General features: G+C 63.4%; 24 protein-coding genes. 15 read left to right on the top strand and 9 right to left on the bottom strand.

What is annotated here, in order from left to right:
* Positions 1 to 135: 135 nt before the first annotated feature.
* From lptB to lptC, 3 genes are read right to left on the bottom strand one after another with little or no spacing between them, the layout of a single operon-like run.
* Entirely contained in the window at positions 136 to 954 is an 819-nt protein-coding gene (gene lptB / locus NKH71_RS23025; RefSeq protein WP_023718959.1) for an LPS export ABC transporter ATP-binding protein, read from the bottom strand.
* The gene (locus tag NKH71_RS23030) at positions 954 to 1,565 is read right to left on the bottom strand and encodes an LptA/OstA family protein (RefSeq protein WP_023718958.1); all 612 of its coding nucleotides are present in this window, start codon (positions 1,563 to 1,565) and stop codon (positions 954 to 956) included. Before NKH71_RS23030 ends, lptB begins: the two co-directional genes overlap by 1 nt.
* The gene (lptC, locus tag NKH71_RS23035) at positions 1,552 to 2,265 is read right to left on the bottom strand and encodes an LPS export ABC transporter periplasmic protein LptC (protein ID WP_023718957.1); all 714 of its coding nucleotides are present in this window, start codon (positions 2,263 to 2,265) and stop codon (positions 1,552 to 1,554) included. Before lptC ends, NKH71_RS23030 begins: the two co-directional genes overlap by 14 nt.
* Positions 2,266 to 2,570: 305 nt before the next feature.
* Here lptC and sppA point away from each other — a divergent pair, with 305 nt between their 5' ends.
* The 4 genes from sppA (at position 2,571) to lhpI (ending at position 5,289) form a co-directional block, all read left to right on the top strand.
* The gene (sppA, locus tag NKH71_RS23040; protein ID WP_023718956.1) at positions 2,571 to 3,527 is read left to right on the top strand and encodes a signal peptide peptidase SppA; all 957 of its coding nucleotides are present in this window, start codon (positions 2,571 to 2,573) and stop codon (positions 3,525 to 3,527) included.
* A 78-nt stretch (positions 3,528 to 3,605) separates the two neighbouring features.
* On the top strand, positions 3,606 to 3,890 hold the full coding sequence (locus NKH71_RS23045; protein WP_006200394.1) for an integration host factor subunit beta: 285 nt from the start codon (positions 3,606 to 3,608) through the stop codon (positions 3,888 to 3,890).
* A gap of 49 nt (positions 3,891 to 3,939) precedes the next feature.
* Positions 3,940 to 4,272: a lipopolysaccharide assembly protein LapA domain-containing protein gene (locus tag NKH71_RS23050; RefSeq protein ID WP_023718955.1), complete on the top strand. Its 333-nt coding sequence runs from the start codon at positions 3,940 to 3,942 to the stop codon at positions 4,270 to 4,272.
* Positions 4,273 to 4,323: 51 nt separating this feature from the next.
* Entirely contained in the window at positions 4,324 to 5,289 is a 966-nt protein-coding gene (lhpI, locus tag NKH71_RS23055) for a bifunctional Delta(1)-pyrroline-2-carboxylate/Delta(1)-piperideine-2-carboxylate reductase (RefSeq protein WP_023718954.1), read from the top strand.
* A gap of 106 nt (positions 5,290 to 5,395) precedes the next feature.
* On the opposite strand, the gene NKH71_RS23060 is transcribed toward lhpI, so the two are convergent.
* Positions 5,396 to 5,764: a VOC family protein gene (locus NKH71_RS23060; RefSeq protein ID WP_031193999.1), complete on the bottom strand. Its 369-nt coding sequence runs from the start codon at positions 5,762 to 5,764 to the stop codon at positions 5,396 to 5,398.
* Between the two features lie 86 nt (positions 5,765 to 5,850).
* A complete protein-coding gene (locus tag NKH71_RS23065; protein ID WP_023718953.1) occupies positions 5,851 to 6,534 on the bottom strand; it encodes a helix-turn-helix transcriptional regulator in 684 nt (227 codons plus the stop codon).
* 124 nt (positions 6,535 to 6,658) lie between these two features.
* Here NKH71_RS23065 and NKH71_RS23070 point away from each other — a divergent pair, with 124 nt between their 5' ends.
* The 7 genes from NKH71_RS23070 to olsB all read left to right on the top strand — a co-directional run bounded on the left by NKH71_RS23070 (position 6,659) and on the right by olsB (position 14,109).
* Positions 6,659 to 7,144: a DUF1772 domain-containing protein gene (locus tag NKH71_RS23070; RefSeq protein ID WP_023718952.1), complete on the top strand. Its 486-nt coding sequence runs from the start codon at positions 6,659 to 6,661 to the stop codon at positions 7,142 to 7,144.
* A gap of 89 nt (positions 7,145 to 7,233) precedes the next feature.
* Positions 7,234 to 8,298 carry an RsmD family RNA methyltransferase gene (locus tag NKH71_RS23075; protein WP_023718951.1) on the top strand — a complete coding sequence of 355 codons (1,065 nt, stop codon included), beginning with the start codon at positions 7,234 to 7,236 and terminating at the stop codon, positions 8,296 to 8,298.
* Positions 8,299 to 9,162 (top strand): TrmH family RNA methyltransferase, encoded by an 864-nt coding sequence (locus NKH71_RS23080; protein ID WP_023718950.1) that lies wholly within the window; start codon positions 8,299 to 8,301, stop codon positions 9,160 to 9,162. It begins immediately after the preceding gene.
* A 26-nt stretch (positions 9,163 to 9,188) separates the two neighbouring features.
* Positions 9,189 to 9,665, top strand: a complete 477-nt coding sequence (lspA, locus tag NKH71_RS23085; protein WP_023718949.1) for a signal peptidase II — start codon at positions 9,189 to 9,191, stop codon at positions 9,663 to 9,665.
* A 52-nt stretch (positions 9,666 to 9,717) separates the two neighbouring features.
* The gene (gene acuI, locus NKH71_RS23090) at positions 9,718 to 10,707 is read left to right on the top strand and encodes an acrylyl-CoA reductase (NADPH) (RefSeq protein WP_023718948.1); all 990 of its coding nucleotides are present in this window, start codon (positions 9,718 to 9,720) and stop codon (positions 10,705 to 10,707) included.
* A gap of 88 nt (positions 10,708 to 10,795) precedes the next feature.
* The gene (locus NKH71_RS23095; RefSeq protein ID WP_023718947.1) at positions 10,796 to 13,084 is read left to right on the top strand and encodes a hybrid sensor histidine kinase/response regulator; all 2,289 of its coding nucleotides are present in this window, start codon (positions 10,796 to 10,798) and stop codon (positions 13,082 to 13,084) included.
* A gap of 149 nt (positions 13,085 to 13,233) precedes the next feature.
* Positions 13,234 to 14,109 carry a l-ornithine N(alpha)-acyltransferase gene (gene olsB / locus NKH71_RS23100; RefSeq protein ID WP_023675251.1) on the top strand — a complete coding sequence of 292 codons (876 nt, stop codon included), beginning with the start codon at positions 13,234 to 13,236 and terminating at the stop codon, positions 14,107 to 14,109.
* A gap of 9 nt (positions 14,110 to 14,118) precedes the next feature.
* On the opposite strand, the gene NKH71_RS23105 is transcribed toward olsB, so the two are convergent.
* Positions 14,119 to 14,751: a trimeric intracellular cation channel family protein gene (locus NKH71_RS23105; protein WP_023718946.1), complete on the bottom strand. Its 633-nt coding sequence runs from the start codon at positions 14,749 to 14,751 to the stop codon at positions 14,119 to 14,121.
* 75 nt (positions 14,752 to 14,826) lie between these two features.
* Between NKH71_RS23105 and NKH71_RS23110 the strand changes: the two genes are divergently transcribed.
* Together NKH71_RS23110 and NKH71_RS23115 are read left to right on the top strand one after the other, a co-directional pair.
* Positions 14,827 to 15,477, top strand: coding sequence for a TetR/AcrR family transcriptional regulator (locus NKH71_RS23110; protein ID WP_352483594.1), 651 nt, complete (start codon positions 14,827 to 14,829; stop codon positions 15,475 to 15,477).
* A gap of 53 nt (positions 15,478 to 15,530) precedes the next feature.
* Positions 15,531 to 16,310, top strand: a complete 780-nt coding sequence (locus tag NKH71_RS23115) for a cupin domain-containing protein (RefSeq protein WP_352483595.1) — start codon at positions 15,531 to 15,533, stop codon at positions 16,308 to 16,310.
* Between the two features lie 119 nt (positions 16,311 to 16,429).
* Here the strand turns inward: NKH71_RS23115 and grpE are convergent, their stop codons facing one another.
* On the bottom strand, positions 16,430 to 17,065 hold the full coding sequence (grpE, locus tag NKH71_RS23120; protein ID WP_023675250.1) for a nucleotide exchange factor GrpE: 636 nt from the start codon (positions 17,063 to 17,065) through the stop codon (positions 16,430 to 16,432).
* A gap of 237 nt (positions 17,066 to 17,302) precedes the next feature.
* On the opposite strand from grpE, the gene NKH71_RS23125 reads away from it, so the two are divergent.
* Together NKH71_RS23125 and NKH71_RS23130 are read left to right on the top strand one after the other, a co-directional pair.
* A complete protein-coding gene (locus tag NKH71_RS23125) occupies positions 17,303 to 17,506 on the top strand; it encodes a hypothetical protein (RefSeq protein ID WP_023718943.1) in 204 nt (67 codons plus the stop codon).
* 121 nt (positions 17,507 to 17,627) lie between these two features.
* A complete protein-coding gene (locus NKH71_RS23130) occupies positions 17,628 to 18,650 on the top strand; it encodes a fatty acid desaturase (protein ID WP_352483596.1) in 1,023 nt (340 codons plus the stop codon).
* A 146-nt stretch (positions 18,651 to 18,796) separates the two neighbouring features.
* On the opposite strand, the gene NKH71_RS23135 is transcribed toward NKH71_RS23130, so the two are convergent.
* The gene (locus NKH71_RS23135; protein WP_352483597.1) at positions 18,797 to 19,417 is read right to left on the bottom strand and encodes a DJ-1/PfpI family protein; all 621 of its coding nucleotides are present in this window, start codon (positions 19,415 to 19,417) and stop codon (positions 18,797 to 18,799) included.
* A 137-nt stretch (positions 19,418 to 19,554) separates the two neighbouring features.
* The gene (locus NKH71_RS23140) at positions 19,555 to 20,091 is read right to left on the bottom strand and encodes a DUF934 domain-containing protein (protein WP_023718941.1); all 537 of its coding nucleotides are present in this window, start codon (positions 20,089 to 20,091) and stop codon (positions 19,555 to 19,557) included.
* Between the last annotated feature and the right edge of the window lie 134 nt (positions 20,092 to 20,225).

A 20,225-nucleotide genomic window follows, 5' to 3' on the forward strand; every position in this document is an offset into this window, starting at 1 on the left:
TAGAAACTGGCCCGGCTTTTGCTTGTCAAGGCGAGGTGCGGAAAAACTCGCCTGCCAGCGCGTTTTTCAGGCAGAAAATCGAAGAAAAAGCTGCCGGACTACGCCGGAAATCCCGTTCGAACCGGAATTTCGCATTTAGAGCGTAAATCCCTCGCCAAGATAAAGCCGCCGCACATCGGCATTTGCGACGATTTCGTCGGCTCGGCCATGGGTCAGCACCTGACCGGCATGGATGATGTAGGCGCGGTCGATCAGGCCAAGGGTCTCACGCACATTGTGGTCGGTGATCAGCACGCCGATGCCACGTGCCGTCAAGTGGCGCACGAGCTGCTGGATGTCGGCGACGGCGATCGGGTCGATGCCGGCGAACGGTTCGTCGAGCAGCATGTAGGCGGGGCGGGTTGCCAACGCACGGGCAATTTCGAGGCGCCGCCGCTCACCGCCGGAGAGCGACAGCGATGGAGCCTTGCGCAGATGGCTGATGTGGAATTCCTCGAGCAATTCGTCGAGCAGGCGCTCACGCTCCTTGCGGCTCTTTTCGACCACTTCGAGCACGGCCCGGATGTTTTGCTCGACGTTCAGGCCGCGAAAAATCGACGCTTCCTGCGGCAGATAGCCGATGCCGAGACGGGCGCGGCGATACATCGGCATCGACGTGACGTCGAAGCCGTCGATTTCGATGGTGCCTTCGTCGACCGGCACCAGCCCGGTCACCATGTAGAAACAGGTGGTCTTGCCGGCGCCATTGGGGCCGAGCAGCCCAACCGCCTCGCCGGCGCGCACGCCCAGCGTCACGCCGCTGACGACTTTGCGGCCCTTGTAGCTTTTGGTCAGCCCCTTGGCGATCAAGGTTCCCTTGAACTTTGCCGCTTCGACGGTGACCCTGGCCGGTGCCGCAAGTTTGCTGGCGGCGCGCCCTGGAAGACGCGCCAGCAGCGACGATATGCCGGTCATCAGGGTTTCGCTGCTCCAGACTTCGCCTGCGGCGTGATCGACATCATGACGCGGCCGCCGCAGGCGTCGACCTGGGCAAGGCCGCTCTTCATCTGCACGGTAAGCTTGCAGCCGACAAGCACGTTGTCGCCTTGCGAGAGCACGACCTTGCTGCCCGAAAGCACCAGCACCTCGGTCTTCATGTCGAAGGTGCCGCGGTCGCCGGTGGCAACCTGATTGTCCGATTTGATGTAGACCTTATCGTCGACCACGAGATGGTCGATGTTGGCGGATCCGGTCATCGCCGCGGCACCCGCCGGCTCGGCGCCTTTGGCGGCGGCTGCATCCCTGACGTAATAGACCGTCATTTTGCCGGCCTTGAGTACGGTTGGACCCTGGACGACGTTGACGTTGCCGGTGAAGACGGCGACGCTTTCCGCTTGGCGCACCTCGAGCTTGTCGCTTTCGATCTGGATCGGCTTGTCGCCCGACAGCCTGAGGCCGGACATTTGGCTGGTGGCGCTGGACTGCGCCAGCGACGAAGCCGTCCCCAGGGTGAGCCCCAATGGCAGCCCGAGGGTCAGCAACGCCGAAACCGCGGCGAGGCGCCGTGCCGAACTACTGAACCGCATTGGTCTCTCCGCTCTTTGCCTCTGCCGCCTTCAAACTGGCGGGATCGATGTCGACGCGCACCTTGTTCTCGAAAACCAGGACCTTGCCATTGTCCTGGACCGACATCGAATCCGCCCTGATCCGCGACCCGCCGCGGCTGACATCGACGGGTTCGCTTGTCTTCATAGTGCCTTCGCCCATGTCGAGATAGACTGATTTGAATTTTGCCACCACGCCATCCGTGGTCGATACCGTCACGTCGCTGGTCAGGCTGAACGTGTTGCCGTCGCGATCATAGGTGCCGCGCGCGGCATCGATGGCGGCCGTGTTGTCGGCCGCAATCGGCAGCCTGGCCTTGATGCCTTCCAGATCGATGATGCCTTGTTTGCTGACGTCCTGTATGGCGCGCAGGGCCGTCATCGAATAGGGCAGGTTCTGCTTGGTGAAGCCGTTGAGCTTGGGATTGGCCATCACCAGCTTGCCATTGGCAAAGGAGCCGCCGTCGGCCTGCACCTCGATTGCAGCGGGAGCCATGAGATAGGAATAGACCGGAAACGCGACCGCGATCAGGGCGGCGACCAGCGGCACGGCCAGCTTGAGGATCCGCACCCGGCGCGAATGACGCTGCGCGATGTCAAAGGCGTCGACCCGCGCCCGGCCTGCGGCCTTGGGAGCCAACTCCGTCTCGGTGTTGGTCGGTTCGATTGGTCCCGCTAACATGACTGCTTCTTCTAAACCCCTGCCCGCCAGGCCGCCCTATAGGTGGGGTGCCGGCACCCTCAAGCAAGCACAAGCCGAGGAAAACCGCAAAAATATGACAGCCGCCCCTATACAACGAAAATGGCCCCAGCGCAGCCTGAACCTCATACCAGATATGGGCGCACAGTGTTAGAGCCTGTGGAACGCGACAGATTGAAGCTTGCCCGAACGCCGAAGACGGCTTTGGCGAAGGCCGTCAGGAAACGGTAGCCGGGCGCGAATGGTTGCTTTAAAAGCATCTGCTCCCACCGACTACGAGGCTGACCATGGCATTGAGAGCCGACGACCTGATCGACCGCCGCCGCTTGCGCCGCAAGCTGACATTCTGGCGTGTTGCGGCGATTCTTGTCGCCGCAGCCGGGCTGATCGCCTTTTCCGCGTGGATTTATGGTGACGAATTCACCGGCGCGGCTGTCGACCACATCGCTAAGGTCAAGATCGAAGGTACCATCACCGAAGACGAAGAACTGATCAAGCGGCTGGAAGCCATCCGTCAGTCGCCGCGCGTCAAGGCTGTGATCCTGTCGATCGATTCACCCGGCGGCACCACCGTCGGTGGCGAGTCGATCTACGAGGCAGTGCGCAAGCTCGCCGCCGACAAGCCGGTGGTGGCCGAGGTCGGCACGCTCGCGGCGTCGGCGGGTTACATGATAGCCACCGCGGCCGACCATATTGTCGCACGCAAATCCTCGATCGTCGGCTCGATCGGCGTTCTGATCCAGTACCCGGACGTCAGCGGCCTCATGGACAAGCTCGGCGTCAAGCTGGAGGAGGTGAAATCCTCGCCCTTGAAGGCCTCGCCTTCCCCCTTCAAGCCGACCAATGACGATGAACGCGCCATGGTCCGCAAACTCATTCTCGACAGCTACGACTGGTTCGTCGGCATCGTCGCCGAGCGCCGCAACATGACCAAGCCGGAGGCGCTGGCGCTCGCGGACGGGTCGATCTTCACCGGCCGGCAGGCGGTCACCAACAGATTGATCGACGCGGTCGGCGGCGAGGCCGAAGCGATCGACTGGCTTGCAGGCAAGGGTGTCGATGCCAAGCTCAAGGTGGTGGAATGGAAGGACACGGAAAAACGCGGTGGTTTCCTGTTCTCCAAGGCGATGGCGCAGACCGTCGGCGCTGCGCTTGGCCTGCCTGGCCATGGCGGCGACGTCCTTCACGAAATTGGAGCGGACCGCTTGTTTCTTGACGGTCTCGTTTCCGTCTGGCACCCTTGAGGAGCCGCTTGGGAGTGAAAAAGCAAATAAAATCATTCTGATAATTTCGGCGGCACTGCTTTCACGGGGAGCCTTTTCATGATCAAATCCGAACTTGTGCAGATCATCGCCACGCGCAATCCGCATCTTTTCCTGCGCGATGTCGAAAACATTGTCGGCGCCATCTTCGATGAAATCACCGACGCGCTTGCCGAGGGCAACCGGGTCGAGTTGCGCGGCTTCGGCGCGTTTTCGGTGAAAAACCGCCCTGCCCGCACCGGCCGCAATCCGCGCACCGGCGAATCCGTAGAGGTCGAGGAGAAATGGGTGCCGTTCTTCAAGACCGGCAAGGAATTGCGTGAAAGGCTGAACGGAGGCAAATAGGCGCGGCGCCCGCCGACCCGTTGCTGCCTTTTCTTCCGAACGGAAAAACATGTTCAATCGCTTCATCCTCATCGTGGTTTTCGTGCCGCTGGCCGTCATCCTGATTGCGCTGGCCGTCGCCAACCGCGAACCGGTGGCCTTCACGCTCGATCCGTTCAATCCCGGCAATCCGGCGCTGACGCTGACCGTGCCGCTGTTCATTTTCCTGTTCCTGGCGCTGGCCATCGGCATGATCGTCGGCAGCCTGGCGACCTGGATCAAGCAGGGCCGCTACCGCAAGCTGGCGCGCCAGCGCGCCGCCGAGGCCGAGAACCTGCGTCTGGCAGTCAGCCGCGCGCCCACAGCGGCGCAGGGCCCGGCCTTGCCGAAGCCGATGAACTGAGCCGCGGCTCGGGCAGGAAGCGCAACCGGCCTATTTCTCCACGGAGCCATCATGCTGACCATTTCCGCCGCCGAGGTCGACCGCGCGCTGACCTTTCCCGGGCTGGTCGAGACATTGCGCGCCGCTTTTCGCGACGGCGCCGTGCAGCCGGTCAGGCATCATCACACGGTCGAGCGGCCCGACGGTGCCGCCTCGACGCTGCTTCTGATGCCGGCCTGGACCGACTTCAACGCCGGCACCTCGGCCGATGGCCATATCGGCGTCAAGATCGTCACCGTGTCGCCCGACAACAACGCCGTCGGCAAGCCTGCGGTGATGGGCCTCTACCTGTTGCTGGACGGCGCCACCGGCGAGCCTCAGGCCTTGATCGATGGCCAGCGGCTGACGCAGTGGCGCACCGCCTGCGCCTCGGCACTGGCCGCGTCCTATCTGGCCCGCGAAGACGCATCACGGCTGCTGGTGGTCGGCGCCGGCGCGCTGTCGCCATTCCTTGCAAAGGCGCATTCGGCGGTGCGGCCGATCAAGAACATCCGCATCTGGAACCGCACGCCGGCCAATGCCGAAAAGGTCGCGGCAAAATTGCGTGCCGAGGGTTTTGCGGCCGACGCCGCAGGCGATCTCGACGTCGAACTCGGCCAGGCCGATATCGTGTCATCGGCGACCATCACCACCGCGCCACTGATCAAAGGGGTACTCTTGAAACCGGGAACCCATGTCGATCTGGTTGGCGGCTTCACGCCGGCGATGCGCGAAAGCGACGACGACGCGATTGCACGCGCCCGCGTCTATGTCGACACCCGCGCCGGCGCCACCAAGGAAGCCGGCGACATCGTCCAGCCGCTGGCCTCCGGCGTGCTGAAGCCGCAAGCCATCGTCGCCGACCTCTATGAACTGGCACGCGGCCAGAAAAAAGGCCGGCAGGGCAATGACGAGATCACGCTGTTCAAGTCGGTCGGCGCGGCCCTCGAGGACCTGGCCGCCGGCATTGCCGTGTATCGCGCAAGCGTAGGGCAGTAGGGCAGTAGGGCAGTAGGGCAGTAGGGCAGTAGGAAACCGTGCTAATCGTGCGGCGCCGCGCCTAGTGCTACTTTGCTCTCGCCTACTGCCCTACTGCCCTACTGCCTTACTCCTTTTGCCAATAAACCCGTAGCCGGTGGTTGTCCGGATCGAGCGCGACGAAGGTGCGGCCGAAATCCATGTCGGTCGGGCTCTGCAGGATGGTCAGCCCACGGTCGGCCCACTCGGCATGGGTGGTGTCGACAGCGCCAGGCGTATCCAACGCAAAGACGACCTCGGCGCCACCGCCTGCGGCCGCCGCGGCCGGCTCTACGGTATGACGCGACCAGAGGCCGAGTTTGAAGCCGTTGTCGAGCACGAACAACACGAAGGTCGGCGAGGTGTCGACCGGCTCGCGTCCGAGCAGCGCGCTGTAGAAGGCGCCGCTTTGCTCAGGCTTGTCGACATAGAGGATGACGAAATTGGGCGGTGTCATGAATTGCTCTCCAGATGGTTTCGACTGGAGCAGCATAGCGTGCACCACTGCCAGATTCTGGCAGCAGTCTTAACTGAGCGGCAGCCTTAGCTTGGCTTGTCGAGCGTCGCCCGCCATTCTTTGAGCAGCACCTGGCGACGGCGCGGATAACGCGTCTCGGTGGCGTTGAGGCCGGATATCCGATCGGCGCGAAAGTGCCTGAAATCCTGGCGCATCTCGCACCACGCCGCGACGACGCGCACCTTGTCGAAGAAGCCGAGTGCAAACGGCCAGACGGTGCGCTCGGAGGCAGCGCCGCCGGCATCGCGATAGACAAAGCTCAACTTGTGCTCCTCGCGGATGGCTTGCCGCACCACGCCGAGATCGATGCCTTCGGTGACCTCGGTGCGCGACCCGACCAGCAGCGTCGAGGCATCGAGCTCTTCGCGCAAATCGTCCGGCAGCACGGCGGCGATCTTGGCCAGCGCGTCGGTGGCGGCGTTGGCAAGCCGCCAGTCCGGCTGCTTGGCCACCCAGCGCGAACCGAGCACGATCGCCTCGATCTCCTCGTCGGTGAACATCAAGGGCGGCAGCATGAAGCCTGGCCTGAGCACGTAACCCAGCCCCGCCTCGCCCTCGATCGGTGCGCCCTGCCCCTGCAACGTGGCGATATCGCGATAGAGCGTGCGGATCGACACACCCATTTCGCCGGCAAGGCTGCGGCCGCTGACTGGCCGGCGATGCCGGCGCAGGATCTGGATCAAGTCGAGCAGGCGTTCGGCGCGGGACATGGATCGCAACCCGGTTTGGATGGATGCCCAATTTGGATGGACGATAGTGCGCCTGCGCTTTCGGCGGCAAGCAGGATGATCGCCGACCGGAACGTATGCGGCCTGACGCCGTTGTCTGGCCATTATGGATATACGCGGTCTTCTGTTGTTCTGGTCTGTTTTGACCGCCACCGTTGCTGCCCTAAGCCTCGGACCATCCTTCGCCCACGTACTGGAATCGGTGCCGCGGCTGACCAGATGGCCGCCTTCGCTCTGGCGAGAAACCACGGTCTTCAATGCTCAGTTCCAGTTCTTTTTGACTGTCGGCGCACCGCTGGACGTGGCGGCCGTCGCCTGTCCGGGGCTCCTCGCATGGATGCTGCGCGGCGACCGCCCGGCATTCTGGTGGGTGTTGGCCGCCACCATGCTTTATCTGATGGCGCTTGTCGCGTGGGTTGCGCTCGTCAAACCGGCAAACGATGTCCTGGCCACCTGGGTGCCTGGACCGATCCCGGGCAATTTCGAAGCTATCCGGAGCCGCTGGGAAGCCGGCCATATGGTCGTCACCGGCTTCAAGGCCGTCGGTTTCATCGCGCTCGCAGTCGGGCTGCTGTCGATCAGGCGTGGCTGATCCGTTCGCAAACGCCTGCAGCCCTTTTGTTGCGCCGGTCAATTCGCTGTGGCAGAAGCGGCGCAGCCGCCGTCCGGAGATGCGCCTTCTTGAAACCTTTTCGCGACAAACGCCGCGACAGCCGCCCGCCCGCGAAAAAAGGCGGGATAGAGCAGCCGCGGCGGCGCGACCCCAATCCAACCGCTGGTCCGGAGACGAAACCGCAGGACCGGTCCGAGCAGAAAGCAGCGCCGCGCCCACTTTCGCGCCGCGATGGCGCGCTGCCTGCCGAACATCTGCCGCTGATCCTCGAAGTCGGCGCCAATCAGGATTACGCGCTGCTCGACAGCGGCGCCGGAGAAAAGCTCGAGCAATACGGCCCCTACCGCATCGTTCGGCCGGAGGGCCAGGCGATCTGGCAAAAGGCATTGCCGGCCAGGGACTGGGAACGCGCCGATGCCATTTTCACCGGCGATACCGACGAGGAAGGCATCGGCCGCTGGCGCTTTCCGAAGACGCCGCTCGGCGAGACCTGGCCGATGAAGCATGACGGCATCGACTATCTCGGCCGCTTCACTTCGTTTCGCCATGTCGGTGTCTTTCCCGAGCAGGCCTCGCACTGGGACCACATGGCCGGGCTGATTGCGGCGGCAAAACGGCCGGTGAAGGTGCTGAACCTGTTCGGTTATACCGGTCTTGCCTCGCTGGTGGCGGCGCGTGCCGGCGCCGAGGTCACCCATGTCGATGCTTCCAAGAAGGCGATCGGCTGGGCGCGCGAAAACCAGGAGATGGCGGGCCTGTCGCAAAGGCCGATCCGCTGGATCCTCGACGATGCCGTGAAATTCGCCGAGCGCGAGGAGCGCCGCGGCAGCCGCTACGACATCATCCTGTTCGACCCGCCCGCCTATGGCCGCGGACCGAAGGGCGAGGTCTGGCATCTGTTCGAAGATTTGCCGGCGCTGACCGACATCTGCCGTGCGATCCTGACGCCGAAGCCGCTCGCTGTGGTGCTGACCGCCTATTCGATCCGCGCCTCTTTCTTCGCCATCCACGCCTTGATGCGCGACACCTTCGCCGGCATGGGCGGCACGGTCGAATCCGGCGAATTGATCATCCGCGAGAAATCCGCCGGCCGGGCGCTTTCGACCTCGCTGTTCTCGCGCTGGGTGGCCTGAATGAGTGCGTACGAACGGCACGCGGGCGCGCCAGGGCAGGTGAAGGAAGTCACCAGCCTCGCCAATCCGCTGGTCAAGGACATCAAGGCGCTCGCGCAGAAGAAATTCCGCGACCAGCAGAATGCCTTCATGGCCGAAGGCCTGAAGCTGGTCATCGACGCGCTCGATCTCGGCTGGTCTATCAGGACATTGGTTTTCGCCAAGGCCGGACGTGGCAATGCGGCGGTTGAAAAAGTTGCGGCGCGCACGGTTGCCGCCGGCGGCACCGTACTTGAAGTTTCGGAAAACGTGCTGGTCGCCATCACCCGCCGCGACAATCCGCAAATGGTCGTCGGCGTGTTCTCGCAGAAATTGCTGCCGCTGAAGGACATTCGCGCCCATGATGGCGACGTCTGGGTGGTGCTCGACCGCGTCCGCGACCCCGGCAACCTCGGCACCGTCATCCGCACGGTCGACGCCGTCGGCGCCAAAGGCGTCATCCTGGTCGGCGAGACCACCGATCCCTTTTCGGTCGAGACGGTACGCGCCACCATGGGCTCGATCTTCGCCGTGCCGGTCGCCAAGGCGTCGGCCGAGGCTTTTCTCGCCTGGCGAAAGAGCTTTCCCGGCCTCGTCGCCGGCACCCATCTTAAGGGTGCGGTCGATTACCGCTCGGTCGATTTTTCAAAAGGCCCGGTGCTTTTGATGATGGGCAACGAGCAGCAAGGCCTGCCTGACGAGCTTGCCGCAAGCTGCGACAAGCTGCTGCGGATACCGCAGGCAGGCCGCGCCGATTCGCTCAACCTTGCGGTGGCCACCGGCGTCATGCTGTTCGAGATCCGGCGCGGCGCGCTGAAGCTCGGCCCGGAGGATGCCCGATCGTGACATCCCAAACCGTGAAACTGCAAACCATGAAGTCCTGGAGCCCCTACGCTTTTCTGGTTGTCGCCGCGATAGCGCTCGACCAGTGGCTGAAATATCTGGTCGAGACCGGCCTTGCCTTCCAGGAAAGGCTCGATCTCCTGCCGTTCCTGGCGCTGTACCGCACCTACAACACCGGCATCGCGTTTTCGCTGTTTTCGTCCTTCGGCGACACCGGCCTGGTGGTCGTCGCGGTTCTGGTGGTCGCTTTCGTTCTCTATCTTGCGGCCCGCACGCCGCCCGGCCACCTGCTTGCCCGCGTCGGCTTCGCGCTGATCGTCGGCGGCGCGCTCGGCAATCTGATCGACCGCGCTGCCTATGGCCATGTCATCGACTATATTCTGTTTCACACGCCGGTCTGGTCCTTCGCGATCTTCAACCTCGCCGATGCCTTCATTTCGGTCGGTGCCGTGCTGGTCGTCTTCGATGAGCTCATTGGCTGGTGGCGCGGAACATCGAGCGATTGACCTCACTCGCCCGGCACCGCACATTTCTTATTTGCAAGCCCGAGGAGAAAAAATGCCCGAAGCCTTCAAAGCCATCCTCGTTTCGCGCGACGCCGAGAAAAACCAGTCGGTCGCGGTGACCGAGCTCACCGAGGCAGACCTGATGGAAGGCGACGTCACCGTCGCGGTGGAGGCGACGACGGTGAACTACAAGGACGGCCTTGCAATCACCGGCAAGGCGCCGGTGATCCGCCGCTGGCCGCTGGTGCCGGGCGTCGATTTCGCCGGCACCGTCATCTCGTCTTCCAATCCCGACTGGCGCGAGGGTGACAAGGTCATATTGAACGGCTGGGGCGTCGGCGAGACGCATTTCGGCGCCTTTGCCGGACGCGCCCGCGTCAAGGGCGACTGGCTGGTACCGCTGCCGGACGGCATGAGCCCGCATGATGCGATGGCGGTCGGCACCGCCGGCTACACCGCCATGCTTTGCGTCATCGCGCTGGAGCGCCACGGCATCGTGCCCGACCGCGGCCCTGTGGTGGTGACGGGCGCTGCCGGTGGCGTCGGGTCGGTCGCGGTCTCGATCCTGTCCAGCCTCGGCTATCACGTCATCGCCTCGACCGGCCGCAGTGCCGAAAGCCCCTATCTGACCGACCTCGGTGCCGCGGAAGTGATTTCACGCGACGAGCTTGCGCAGCCTGCAAAACCGCTAGCCAAGGAACGCTGGGCCGGCGGCATCGACGCTGTCGGCAGGCACACGCTGGCCAACGTCCTGTCGATGACCTCCTATGGCGGCGCCGTTGCCGCTTGCGGCCTCGCCGGCGGCATGGACCTGCCGGCAAGCGTCGCCCCGTTCATCCTGCGCGGCGTCTCGCTGCTCGGCATCGATTCGGTGATGGCGCCCAAGGCGGTCCGCATCGAGGCCTGGCGCCGCATCGGCACCGATCTCGATCACGCAAAGCTTGCCAGCCTGTCGACGAGCATCGGCTTCGACGGCATCATCGGCGCCGCGCATGACATCGTCGAGGGCAAGATCCGCGGCCGCGTGGTGGTGGACATGTGAGGCTCCAAAGGGAAAAAAAGAGCGCGACCGCTAAAATTCGAACGATCAACCACAACCTTCAATAAGCTCTGTCTGGCAGGAATTCCGTATGATTGCGGAACCCGGCATCAGAGAGGCGGAACCAGCCGAACGGGCCGACCGGGCGGCCCCCGAGGCGTCAGGGCGGCAGCTTGTCGCCGCGCCGCCGCTGGCGCCGGAATTGCCGGACGCCAACCGCCACGGCCTGCCCTTCCTGACTCTCGTCGCCATCGTCGTGCTGGCAGGCCTGTCGCATCTGACCGGAGCGCCGATCTTCATCACCATTGGCCTTTTGGCGACAGCCATCGCCGGGCTCGCCATGCATCTGCGCAACAGGCGCACCCAGCGTCGCGCGGTGGCCCTGCTCGATGCCACGACCGCCCGCAGTCGCGCCGAGATCGAGACGCTGGCCGACCGCATGTGGGAGATGCAGGAGAGCGAGGAGCGCTTTCGCGGTCTGATCGATGCACTCGGCGATCTCGTCGTCCACCGCGACCGCGACGGCCATATCGTCTACGCCAACAAGGTTTTCGCCGACCTTGTCGAAACCGACCAGCGCGACCTCGCCGGCAAGACCCTGGCGGAACTAGGCATCGATGTCGGCATCGTTCCCGACGCCGCCTTTTCCGACCATGAATGCCTGAGTTCCACTGATGTCGCCATTCGCACGCCGGACGGCCCACGCTGGTTCTCTTGGATCGAGCTGTCGGTGCGCGACAAGGACAGCGGCGCCGTTTCGCATCGCGCCATCGCCCGTGACATCACCGCCCGCAAACGCGCCGAATCCTCGCTGATCACCGCCCGCGAACGGGCCGAATATGCGAGCCAGGCCAAATCGCGCTTCCTCGCCACCGTCAGCCACGAGATACGCACGCCGATGAACGGCATCATGGGCATGGCCCGGCTTCTCGCCGACACCAGCCTTTCGCCCGAGCAGCGGACCTATGTCGGCGCCATCTCGACCTCGGCCAGCGCGCTGCTGGCGCTGATCGAGGACCTGCTCGACTATTCCAAGATCGAGGCCGGCCGCTTCGATCCCGAACCGCAACCGATGTCGGTGCGCGAGATCGCCGACAATGTCATCGAGCTTTTGGCGGCGCGGGCTTTTGCCAAGGATATCGGCCTCGGCTGCCATGTCGAACCCGACGTGCCGCAGCTGATCACCGCCGACCCCGGCAGGGTCAGGCAGGTGCTGCTCAACCTTATCGGCAATGCCGTCAAGTTCACCGACAGCGGCGGCGTCCTGGCAAGCATCGGCCGCGTCCGCACCGAAACCACCAACCGCATCCGCTTCACCATCACCGACACCGGCCCCGGTCTGCGCGAGGAGGACATGGAGCGCATCTTCGAGGACTTCGAACAGGCTGACGGCACCTCGACCCGTACGCATGGTGGTGCCGGCCTCGGTCTCGCGATTTCCAAGCGCCTGGTGACGGCGATGGGCGGCACTATCTCGGTGTCGAGCCGGCTTGGCCAGGGATCCGAATTCGTCTTCGAGATTCCCGCTATTTCCGCCGTCGAGGCGCTGCAGATCCGCCAGAACGCGCTGTTGGGCCGGCATGCGGTAATCGTGTCGAAGAACCTGGTCGAGGCCGAAGCCATCGCCCGCACCATTCGCGCCAATGGCGGAACGGTCGATCTGGCCGCCGCCGCCGCCCAGGCCGCCCCTTTCGCCGAGGGCTGCAACGTGCTTCTGGTCGATGCTGCCATGGAGCAAAGCGACGGCAGGCTGCTCAGGCGCCTGCGCCAGAGCGGATTTGTCGATTGCGAGGCGGTGACGCTGATCGCGCCGACCGACCGCGGCATGCTTGGCGAGTTCCGTGCCAACGGTTACGCCACCTTCCTGGCGAGGCCGGTGCGCGGCGAGACATTGCTGCGCGTGCTTTTGACCAGCCACGCACCGGTCATCGCCGAGCCGCAACCGCAAAAGCGCGGCGCGCAGGCTGGGCACGCCATTGGCGGCCGCCAGCAGGGCCTGTCGGTGCTGATCGCCGAGGACAACGACATCAACGCCATGCTGGCCCGCGCCACCCTCCTGAAGGCCGGGCATCGGGTGAAAGTGGTCGGCAACGGCAAGGCCGCGGTCGAGGCGGTCATCAGCACCGGCCATAAGCACCGCTACGACGTGGTGCTGATGGACCTGCATATGCCTGTCATGGACGGGCTGGACGCCATCGCCGCCATCCGCCGCCATGAGGAGGAGACCGCGGTTCCGCCGGTGCCGATCATGGTGCTGTCGGCCGACAGCCAGGAAAAGACCCGCCACGCCGTGCTCGCCCACGGTGCGAGCGGCTTCGTCACCAAGCCGCTCGACCCTGATGCCCTGGTTCATGCGGTTGAAGGGCAAGTGGCCGCTTGAGGCACAACATAGACGGTCGATAGATTACCCAGCCGACGAAGTATTGCCCGCAGAGCCGTATCACGGTACTGTCACAATCCTGTTGCACCTACACCGTATCCCCGTGCCAAGAGGGATGGCTCGAAGGAGAATCACTCGTGCATACAGTCATGCCGGAATGTGATGCTCGGCCGAACGCCAGCGGGCCTTTGCTCGTCGGCCGGAACGCCGATGCCGTCATAAAAGGCGCATCGCTCGGCCGCATCGGCAATCTCGAAGTGCGGCTCGCCCGCAACGAGGCCGAGATCGCCGCCGCGCAGGAAGTGCGCTACCGGGTGTTCTACGACGAGCTTGGTGCCAGGAAGGACCTGTTCCAGATGCAGGACCGCCGCGATGCCGACCGCTTCGATCCCCTCTGCGACCATCTGCTGGTCTTCGATACTTCGCTTTCCGGTCCCGAGCATCGCCGCATCGTCGGCACCTACCGCCTGCTGCGGCAGGAGATTGCCGCGGCGGCGGGCGGCTTCTATTCCGAAGGCGAATTCGAGTTGACCAAGCTGATCGCGCGACATCCCGGCCAGCGCTTCCTCGAGCTCGGCCGCTCCTGCGTTCTGCCGGAATACCGCTCCAAGCGCACCATCGAGGCGCTGTGGCAAGGCATCTGGGCCTATATCAATCATTACGGCATTGGCGTGATGACCGGCTGCGCGTCGTTCCACGGCACCGTGCCGGCGGCACATGCAGAGGCGCTGACCTATCTTGCCCACCACTGCCGGACGAATTCATCGTGGGACGTGCGTGCCGTCGCCGGGCGCTATTGTTCGATGGATCTGATGCCGATCGAAGCCGTTAACACCAAGGCGGCGATCGCCGCGATGCCGCCGCTGGTCAAGGGCTATCTGCGCGTCGGCGCGCGCATCGGCGACGGCTGCGTCATCGACCGTGAATTCTCGACGGTCGACGTGTTCGTGGTGATGCCGGTCAAGGAGATCGGTGCCCGCTACGTCAATTATTATGGCGGGGAAGCGCAGCGGTTTGCAGCCTGACACCTTAAATCAGGGAATATCTTCCGGACGCCGGCCAGGCTTGCTTTTGTAGGACGGAAAGGCCCAGCCGAATTTCAGCGCGCCGCCGCGTACGCAGAAAGCCGCCATGAAACCTGCCAGGCCCGACGCAAGCGGCGGCAGTCCGGCGAAATCGCCAAGTGTGTAGAGGCCGGCGCCGGCAAGCGCTGCGGTAACGTAGATTTCCGGTCTCAGGAGCACCGAAGGCTCGCCTGTCAACAGATCGCGCAGAATGCCGCCAAGGGTTGCGGTGAGCATGCCGGTGACGATCGAAACTGCAGGTGACCCGGTGATCGTCAGCCCCTTGGCCGCGCCAATCACCGAAAATGCGGCAAGACCTATGGCGTCGAGCCAGAGCAGCAATTTGTAGCGCGACTCGAAACGATGTGCGCTGAAGAAGACGACGACCGCCACCGCCGCACAGATTAGCACATAGTCGCGGTTTCCCACCCAGAACACGGGCACGTTGAGGATGACGTCGCGAAACGTTCCGCCCCCGATGCCGGCAACGCTAGCCAGAAACAGGTAACCGATAATGTCGAGCTGTTTGCGCGAGGCGGCCAGCGCACCGGTCGCCGCGAAGACGGCGACGCCGGCATAGTCGAGAAGCTCGATCGGGTTCATGGAGGGAATAATGAAATACCGAGTGGGGAATAGCGAGTGGCTCCTGCGAATCTGGATTGACTCCAGATAAATTAAATGATTGAATTGTTCATTCAATTATTTGGGTGGACGTCTATGTCCCCTCGCCGCTACAGCATGGCTTCCCGGACTGCCGCCTTCGCCAAGACGAGGCAGCGCATTCTCGACGCGACAATCAAGCTGCACACCCAGAACGGCATCTTTGGCACGACTTGGAAGGATATCGCTACGGAAGCCGATGTCGCCGTTGGCACCGTCTACAAGCATTTTCCTACTCTGGATGACCTGGTGCCGGCGTGCGGCGAATTGCTGATGGAGCGCCTGCGTCCTCCGTCGCCCGAAGCAGTGACGGAGATAATCGGCGACGCGACCGATCCTGAAGAACGGCTCCGCCGGGTCGCCAACGAGCTGTTCGCCTTCTACCAACGTGGCGGACGGCATCTCGAAAGCGACCTGCGCGAGCGCGAGCTTCCGGCCATGCGGGAATGGGAGGAATACCTGCGACACATGGTGGCCGGATTCGTGCGTGAGGCACTGGCGCACGACGGTCCGGGCGATGATGTCGTGCAGGCAATCAGCTTTCTATTCGACTTTCCGACGTTCAACGCCATGCGGATACGCGGCATGACGGTGGACCTCGCCGTCGAAACGGCAACGACAATGGCGCTCTGCTGGCTCAAAGGCAGAGGCCGGACGAGCACGTCTTGAGCGAACAGAATGCGGGAGGCGAAACAAAGGTCAGATGGCAAAGGGAGGAAGTCATGGACACGAATGTCGTTGAAATCACTGAATTTGCATTGAAGCCCGGATTCACCGAGCAGATGTTCCTGCAGACTAGGGATCAAGTGAATGACGAGGTGCGAAAGCTCAAGGGTTTCCTCAACCGTCGCCTGCTCAAATCCGCAGGCGGCTGGACGGAGATATTCGAATGGGCGGACATGGACAGCGCCAAGGCGGCTGGCGAGGTCTGGTCCTCCCTGCCCGGCATCAAAAACTATTGCTCGATGGTGAATTCCGCCTCGATCAAGGTCGGCTACCATTCTGTGGCGGCCGTGGCTGGCGGCGAAGCTGGCAGGAGCACTCCCCACGCCTTTTGCAGTCACGCCTTGGAAGGAGAGGCGCGCTGGTGGCTTGGCTCGCTAGCGGTGATCAAGGCGACAGCGGTCCAGACCGCGGGCCAGTTCACGCTGATCGAAGTGCTCGAGAGCGAAGGTGAGGCGCCGCTGCATGTGCACCATCGCGAGGACGAGTCATTCCTGGTGATGGAAGGCGAGATCGAGTTCGAGATCGGCGGTAAGGCGATTATGGCTGGACCCGGTTCGTTTCTCTTTGGGCCACGCGATGTGCCGCACCGCTATACGGTCAAGCGTGGGCCGGCCCGGATGCTGTTCTTCTTCACGCCTGGCGGTTTCGAGGAACTTCTGAGGGCGACCAGTGTGCCCACCGCCGACAGGCGCATTCCTCCGGACGGCGAAGGAATGCCGGACATGGAGACATTCCCCGACGTGGTCCGCCGCTATGGCTGTGAACTGCTGAGCTGAGGGCAGGAAAGCCTGCACGGCGAACTGTTTGATCGCCCTGAAATCGGATAGGTTGGGGGCGGTCGATCATCCCTCACGCTTTGGTGGCGGTTGCTGGCTAACGGAGCCCTACTCCCAGTTCACGCATCCTTCTCAGCCTGCTCGTTCACCGGCCCCGGCTCCACCGGCGCTTCGCTTGCCACATGCTTGGGGCCGCCCTTGGCGACGCCGACCATGGCCGGCCGCAGCACGCGCTCGCCGATCGAATAGCCGGGCTGCACGACCTGGACGACCGTGTTGGCCGGCACGTCGGGATTGGGCACCTCGAACATCGCCTGGTGGAAATTCGGATCGAATTTCTCCCCCTCGGGCTCGAGCTTCTTCACGCCGTGGCGCTCCAGCGCCGACAGCATGGCGCGCTCGGTGATCTCGACGCCGTCGATCAGCGCCTTGAAGCCGGCATCACCCGACGCCTTGGCCTCCTCCGGGATGGCATCCAGCGCACGGCGCAGATTGTCTGATACCGACAGCATGTCGCGGGCAAAATTGGCGACCGCATAGGCGCGCGCATCGTGGACGTCTCGGGCGGTGCGGCGGCGCAAATTCTCCATGTCGGCCGCCACGCGCAGCGCGCGATCCTTCAGCTCTTCGTTTTCCTTCAGAAGCCGCACAAGCGCTTCATAGTCGCCGTCGACGCCGCCTTCCCTTGGCTCCGCGGCAGCCTCGGTCTTCTCGGCTTCATCGGGCGCGCGTTCGTCTTTTGCCTGGTCGCTCATCGCCGTTTCCCGTCATTTTCAAATGGTGTGGATTTGCGCCCGATATCGAGGTTTAGCGGCCAAAAATCAAGGGGCAAGCGATACTGCAGCCGCTGTTGCGGCTTGATGGCGGACGGCGCAAACCTTTCGATTTTAATTCAAACTTTACCGTAACCGCCGGCTTTGCTTGCCAGGCTACTACAATGCGGGAACCATTCCTCCCTTGGAAGAGTTTCGAAGCCGACACAGGATTTTGAGATGATGCCCCGCAGGAACGGCGAAAAACGCAACGGGCTCGCCGCCGATATCCGGCGCCAGCTCGGCACCGAAGCGACCAAGCGCTTTCTGCGCACCTTGCCGGCCTTCCGCACCGAGTCCGATATTCCCGACCGTCTGAAGGAATTGCTCGACCGCCTGGACGGCGTGGAAGCCAAGGTGGTCGCAGGCGGGCGCCGTCGGTAGCGCGCCGTTGCCAGGGACGCGACCGGCAATTGTGGCCGGTTGCCATCGCGCGACATTTACGCGCAGTAACTTTGCGTGATCTCCGTCTTGCGGCAGCGCCCTGCTCCGCCTATGTTTCATAATGAACATGATTTCCCCCGAAGCTGTGGCAAACAGCAAGCGCGCCTGGTTGAAAATCCTGTCGCGCTATAAAAAGCCCGACAGACGTCGCAGCGCTGTCGAACTCGCCATCACCCTCATCCCTTTCGCCACGTTATGGGCGCTGTCCTCGGCCGCCTATGCCTATGGCCATTGGTGGGGTCTGGTCCTCATCCTTCCGGCCGCCGGCTTTCTGGTGCGAATCTTCATGATCCAGCACGATTGCGGTCACGGCTCCTTCTTTGCCAATCGCTATGCCGACGACTGGATCGGCCGCGTCCTTGGCGTGCTGACGCTGACGCCCTACGATTGCTGGCGCCGCGCCCACGCAACCCATCACGCCAGCGCCGGCAATCTCGACGAGCGCGGCACCGGCGACATCAAGACACTGACCGTCGCCGAATACCGGCAACTGTCGTGGCGGCGCCGGCTCGCCTATCGCCTCTATCGCCATCCGCTGGTGATGTTTGGCCTTGGTCCGATATGGATTTTCATTTTCGAGCAGAGACTGCCCTTGGGCATGATGCGGGGCGGCCTCACCCCTTGGGTGTCGTCGATGTCCACCAACCTCGCCATCGCCGTCATCGCCGCTCTGCTCATCTGGTTCGTCGGCCCCGGCGCGTTCCTGGTCGTGCATCTGCCGATCGTCATTCTCGCCGGATCGGCCGGCATCTGGCTGTTCTACGTCCAGCATCAGTTCGAGGAAACGGAGTGGACAAAGGACTCCGAGTGGGAATTCCAGCACGCTGCCCTGCACGGCTCGTCCTATTACGACCTGCCGCCGGTTCTGAACTGGATCACCGGCAATATCGGCGTCCACCATGTGCACCACCTCTCGGCCAAAGTGCCGTGTTACCGGCTTCCGGAAGTGCTGAGGGACTATCCGGAGTTGCGTGAGATCGGCCGCGTCACGCTTCTCGACAGCCTGCGCTGCGTCAAGCTGGCGCTATGGGACGAGAGCCGCAGCAAGCTGGTCTCGTTCCGCGAAGCGCGGATGGCCGTGTAGACGCACCGCCGCACCTAAAGCGCGTCGCGCTCGACCGGCCTCATGCGACGCGCTTTAAGTTCTTGTTTATGCATGCCGTTATCGCAAAACCGCTGCACACTTTTGCGCGACATGCATTAGGGGCGCGGCGGCTCCAAATTCCGAGCTTAAGCCGCCTGGCGTTGGTCGCGCATCAGGATCTCTCCCTGGCGAATCTCGGTGCCCAGCACTTTCAGACATTCGCGCATGAAGGCGGCAAGGCCCGGCCAGCCCTTGGCCGACACCAGATTGCCGTCGACATGGGCACCGGTCGGCGCAACATCGATATAGATGCCCCCGGCCAGCGTGACTTCCGGCTCGCAATATTGCAGCGCCGCGACTTCCCTGCCGCGCACCACGCCGTCGACCGCGATCAGGATCTGCACGCCGTGGCAGATGGTGAAGATCGGCTTGCCGGCCTCATGGAAATGCCGCACCAGCGCCTGCACGCGCTTGTCGATGCGGATATATTCCGGCCCGCGCCCGCCCGCCGCGTAGACGGCGTCGTATTCGGCCGGGTTGACCTCGGAAAACGTCTTGTTGAGGATGTAGTCGTGGCCGAGCTTTTCCGTATAGGTCTGGTGGCCTTCGAAGTCGTGCAACGAGGTCTTCAGGATGTCGCCGGCCTTCTTGTCGGGGCAAACGACATGGACCGTATGGCCCACCGCATGCATGGCCTGTTCAAAGACGAAAATCTCGTATTCCTCGCTGAACTCGCCAACGAGCATCAATATCTTCTTGCCAGCCATACCCGGTTCCTCCCTTGTGGCCACATTTATTCGGATCGCAAAATAATGGACCTATCCTAAGACGGGGACGGGCAAAATAAAAGATCGAATCGGCAATGTGGTCCGACCAGATCGTGCTTCTGGTCCCCTGGAGCAGATCAGCTGGCGCGCACCCGCCGCCAGGAATATTTCGGGCCTTTGGCCTCCGGCTTCACCGCCGGCTGGTAGAACAGCGGCAGTCCGCCGGTGCGGCCTTGCTCGAGCCGCTTCAGCAGCACCGGGTGCGAGATCTCGAATTCGTCGAAGCCGAGGCGCAGCATGTGCGGCAGCTGGTCGATAAGCACCTGCCCGGTGGCGCGCATGGCGCCGGTGAAATGGTAACGGCTGCGCAGCAATTCGCCCTTGGAGAACGAGCGGCCGTCATTGAACGCCGGGAAGGCCAGCGCCACCAGCGACAGCTGGTCGAGCAGGCCGGCGATCTTCTCGAGCTGATCGCCGGGCTGCAGCAGCACGCCGATGCGTTCCTTCGCCGACCGCCGCACCTCCCGATCGAGGCCGAGAAACGCCTGCAGCGGCAGGATGAAGCGGCCATTGCCGACCAGCGCCTCGGCGCTTTCGGCATGAACCCACTCGTCCTCGCAAAAACCATTCGGCGTCCACAGCCGGGTGGCGTTTTCCGCTATCAATTCGCTCATCAAGAAATTCCCAAGTCCACAAGGTTCTAAAGTGCAAAACACCTCAGGGGGTGTTGAGATTCAGGTCAGGCCGAGCCGGAGCCGAAGGCGGGCGCGAAGCGACCAAACTGCGTGGCTTCCGAGAACCGGAGCGG

Origin of the sequence: Mesorhizobium sp. M0983 (assembly GCF_040318975.1) — a bacterium.
Lineage (GTDB): Bacteria > Pseudomonadota > Alphaproteobacteria > Rhizobiales > Rhizobiaceae > Mesorhizobium.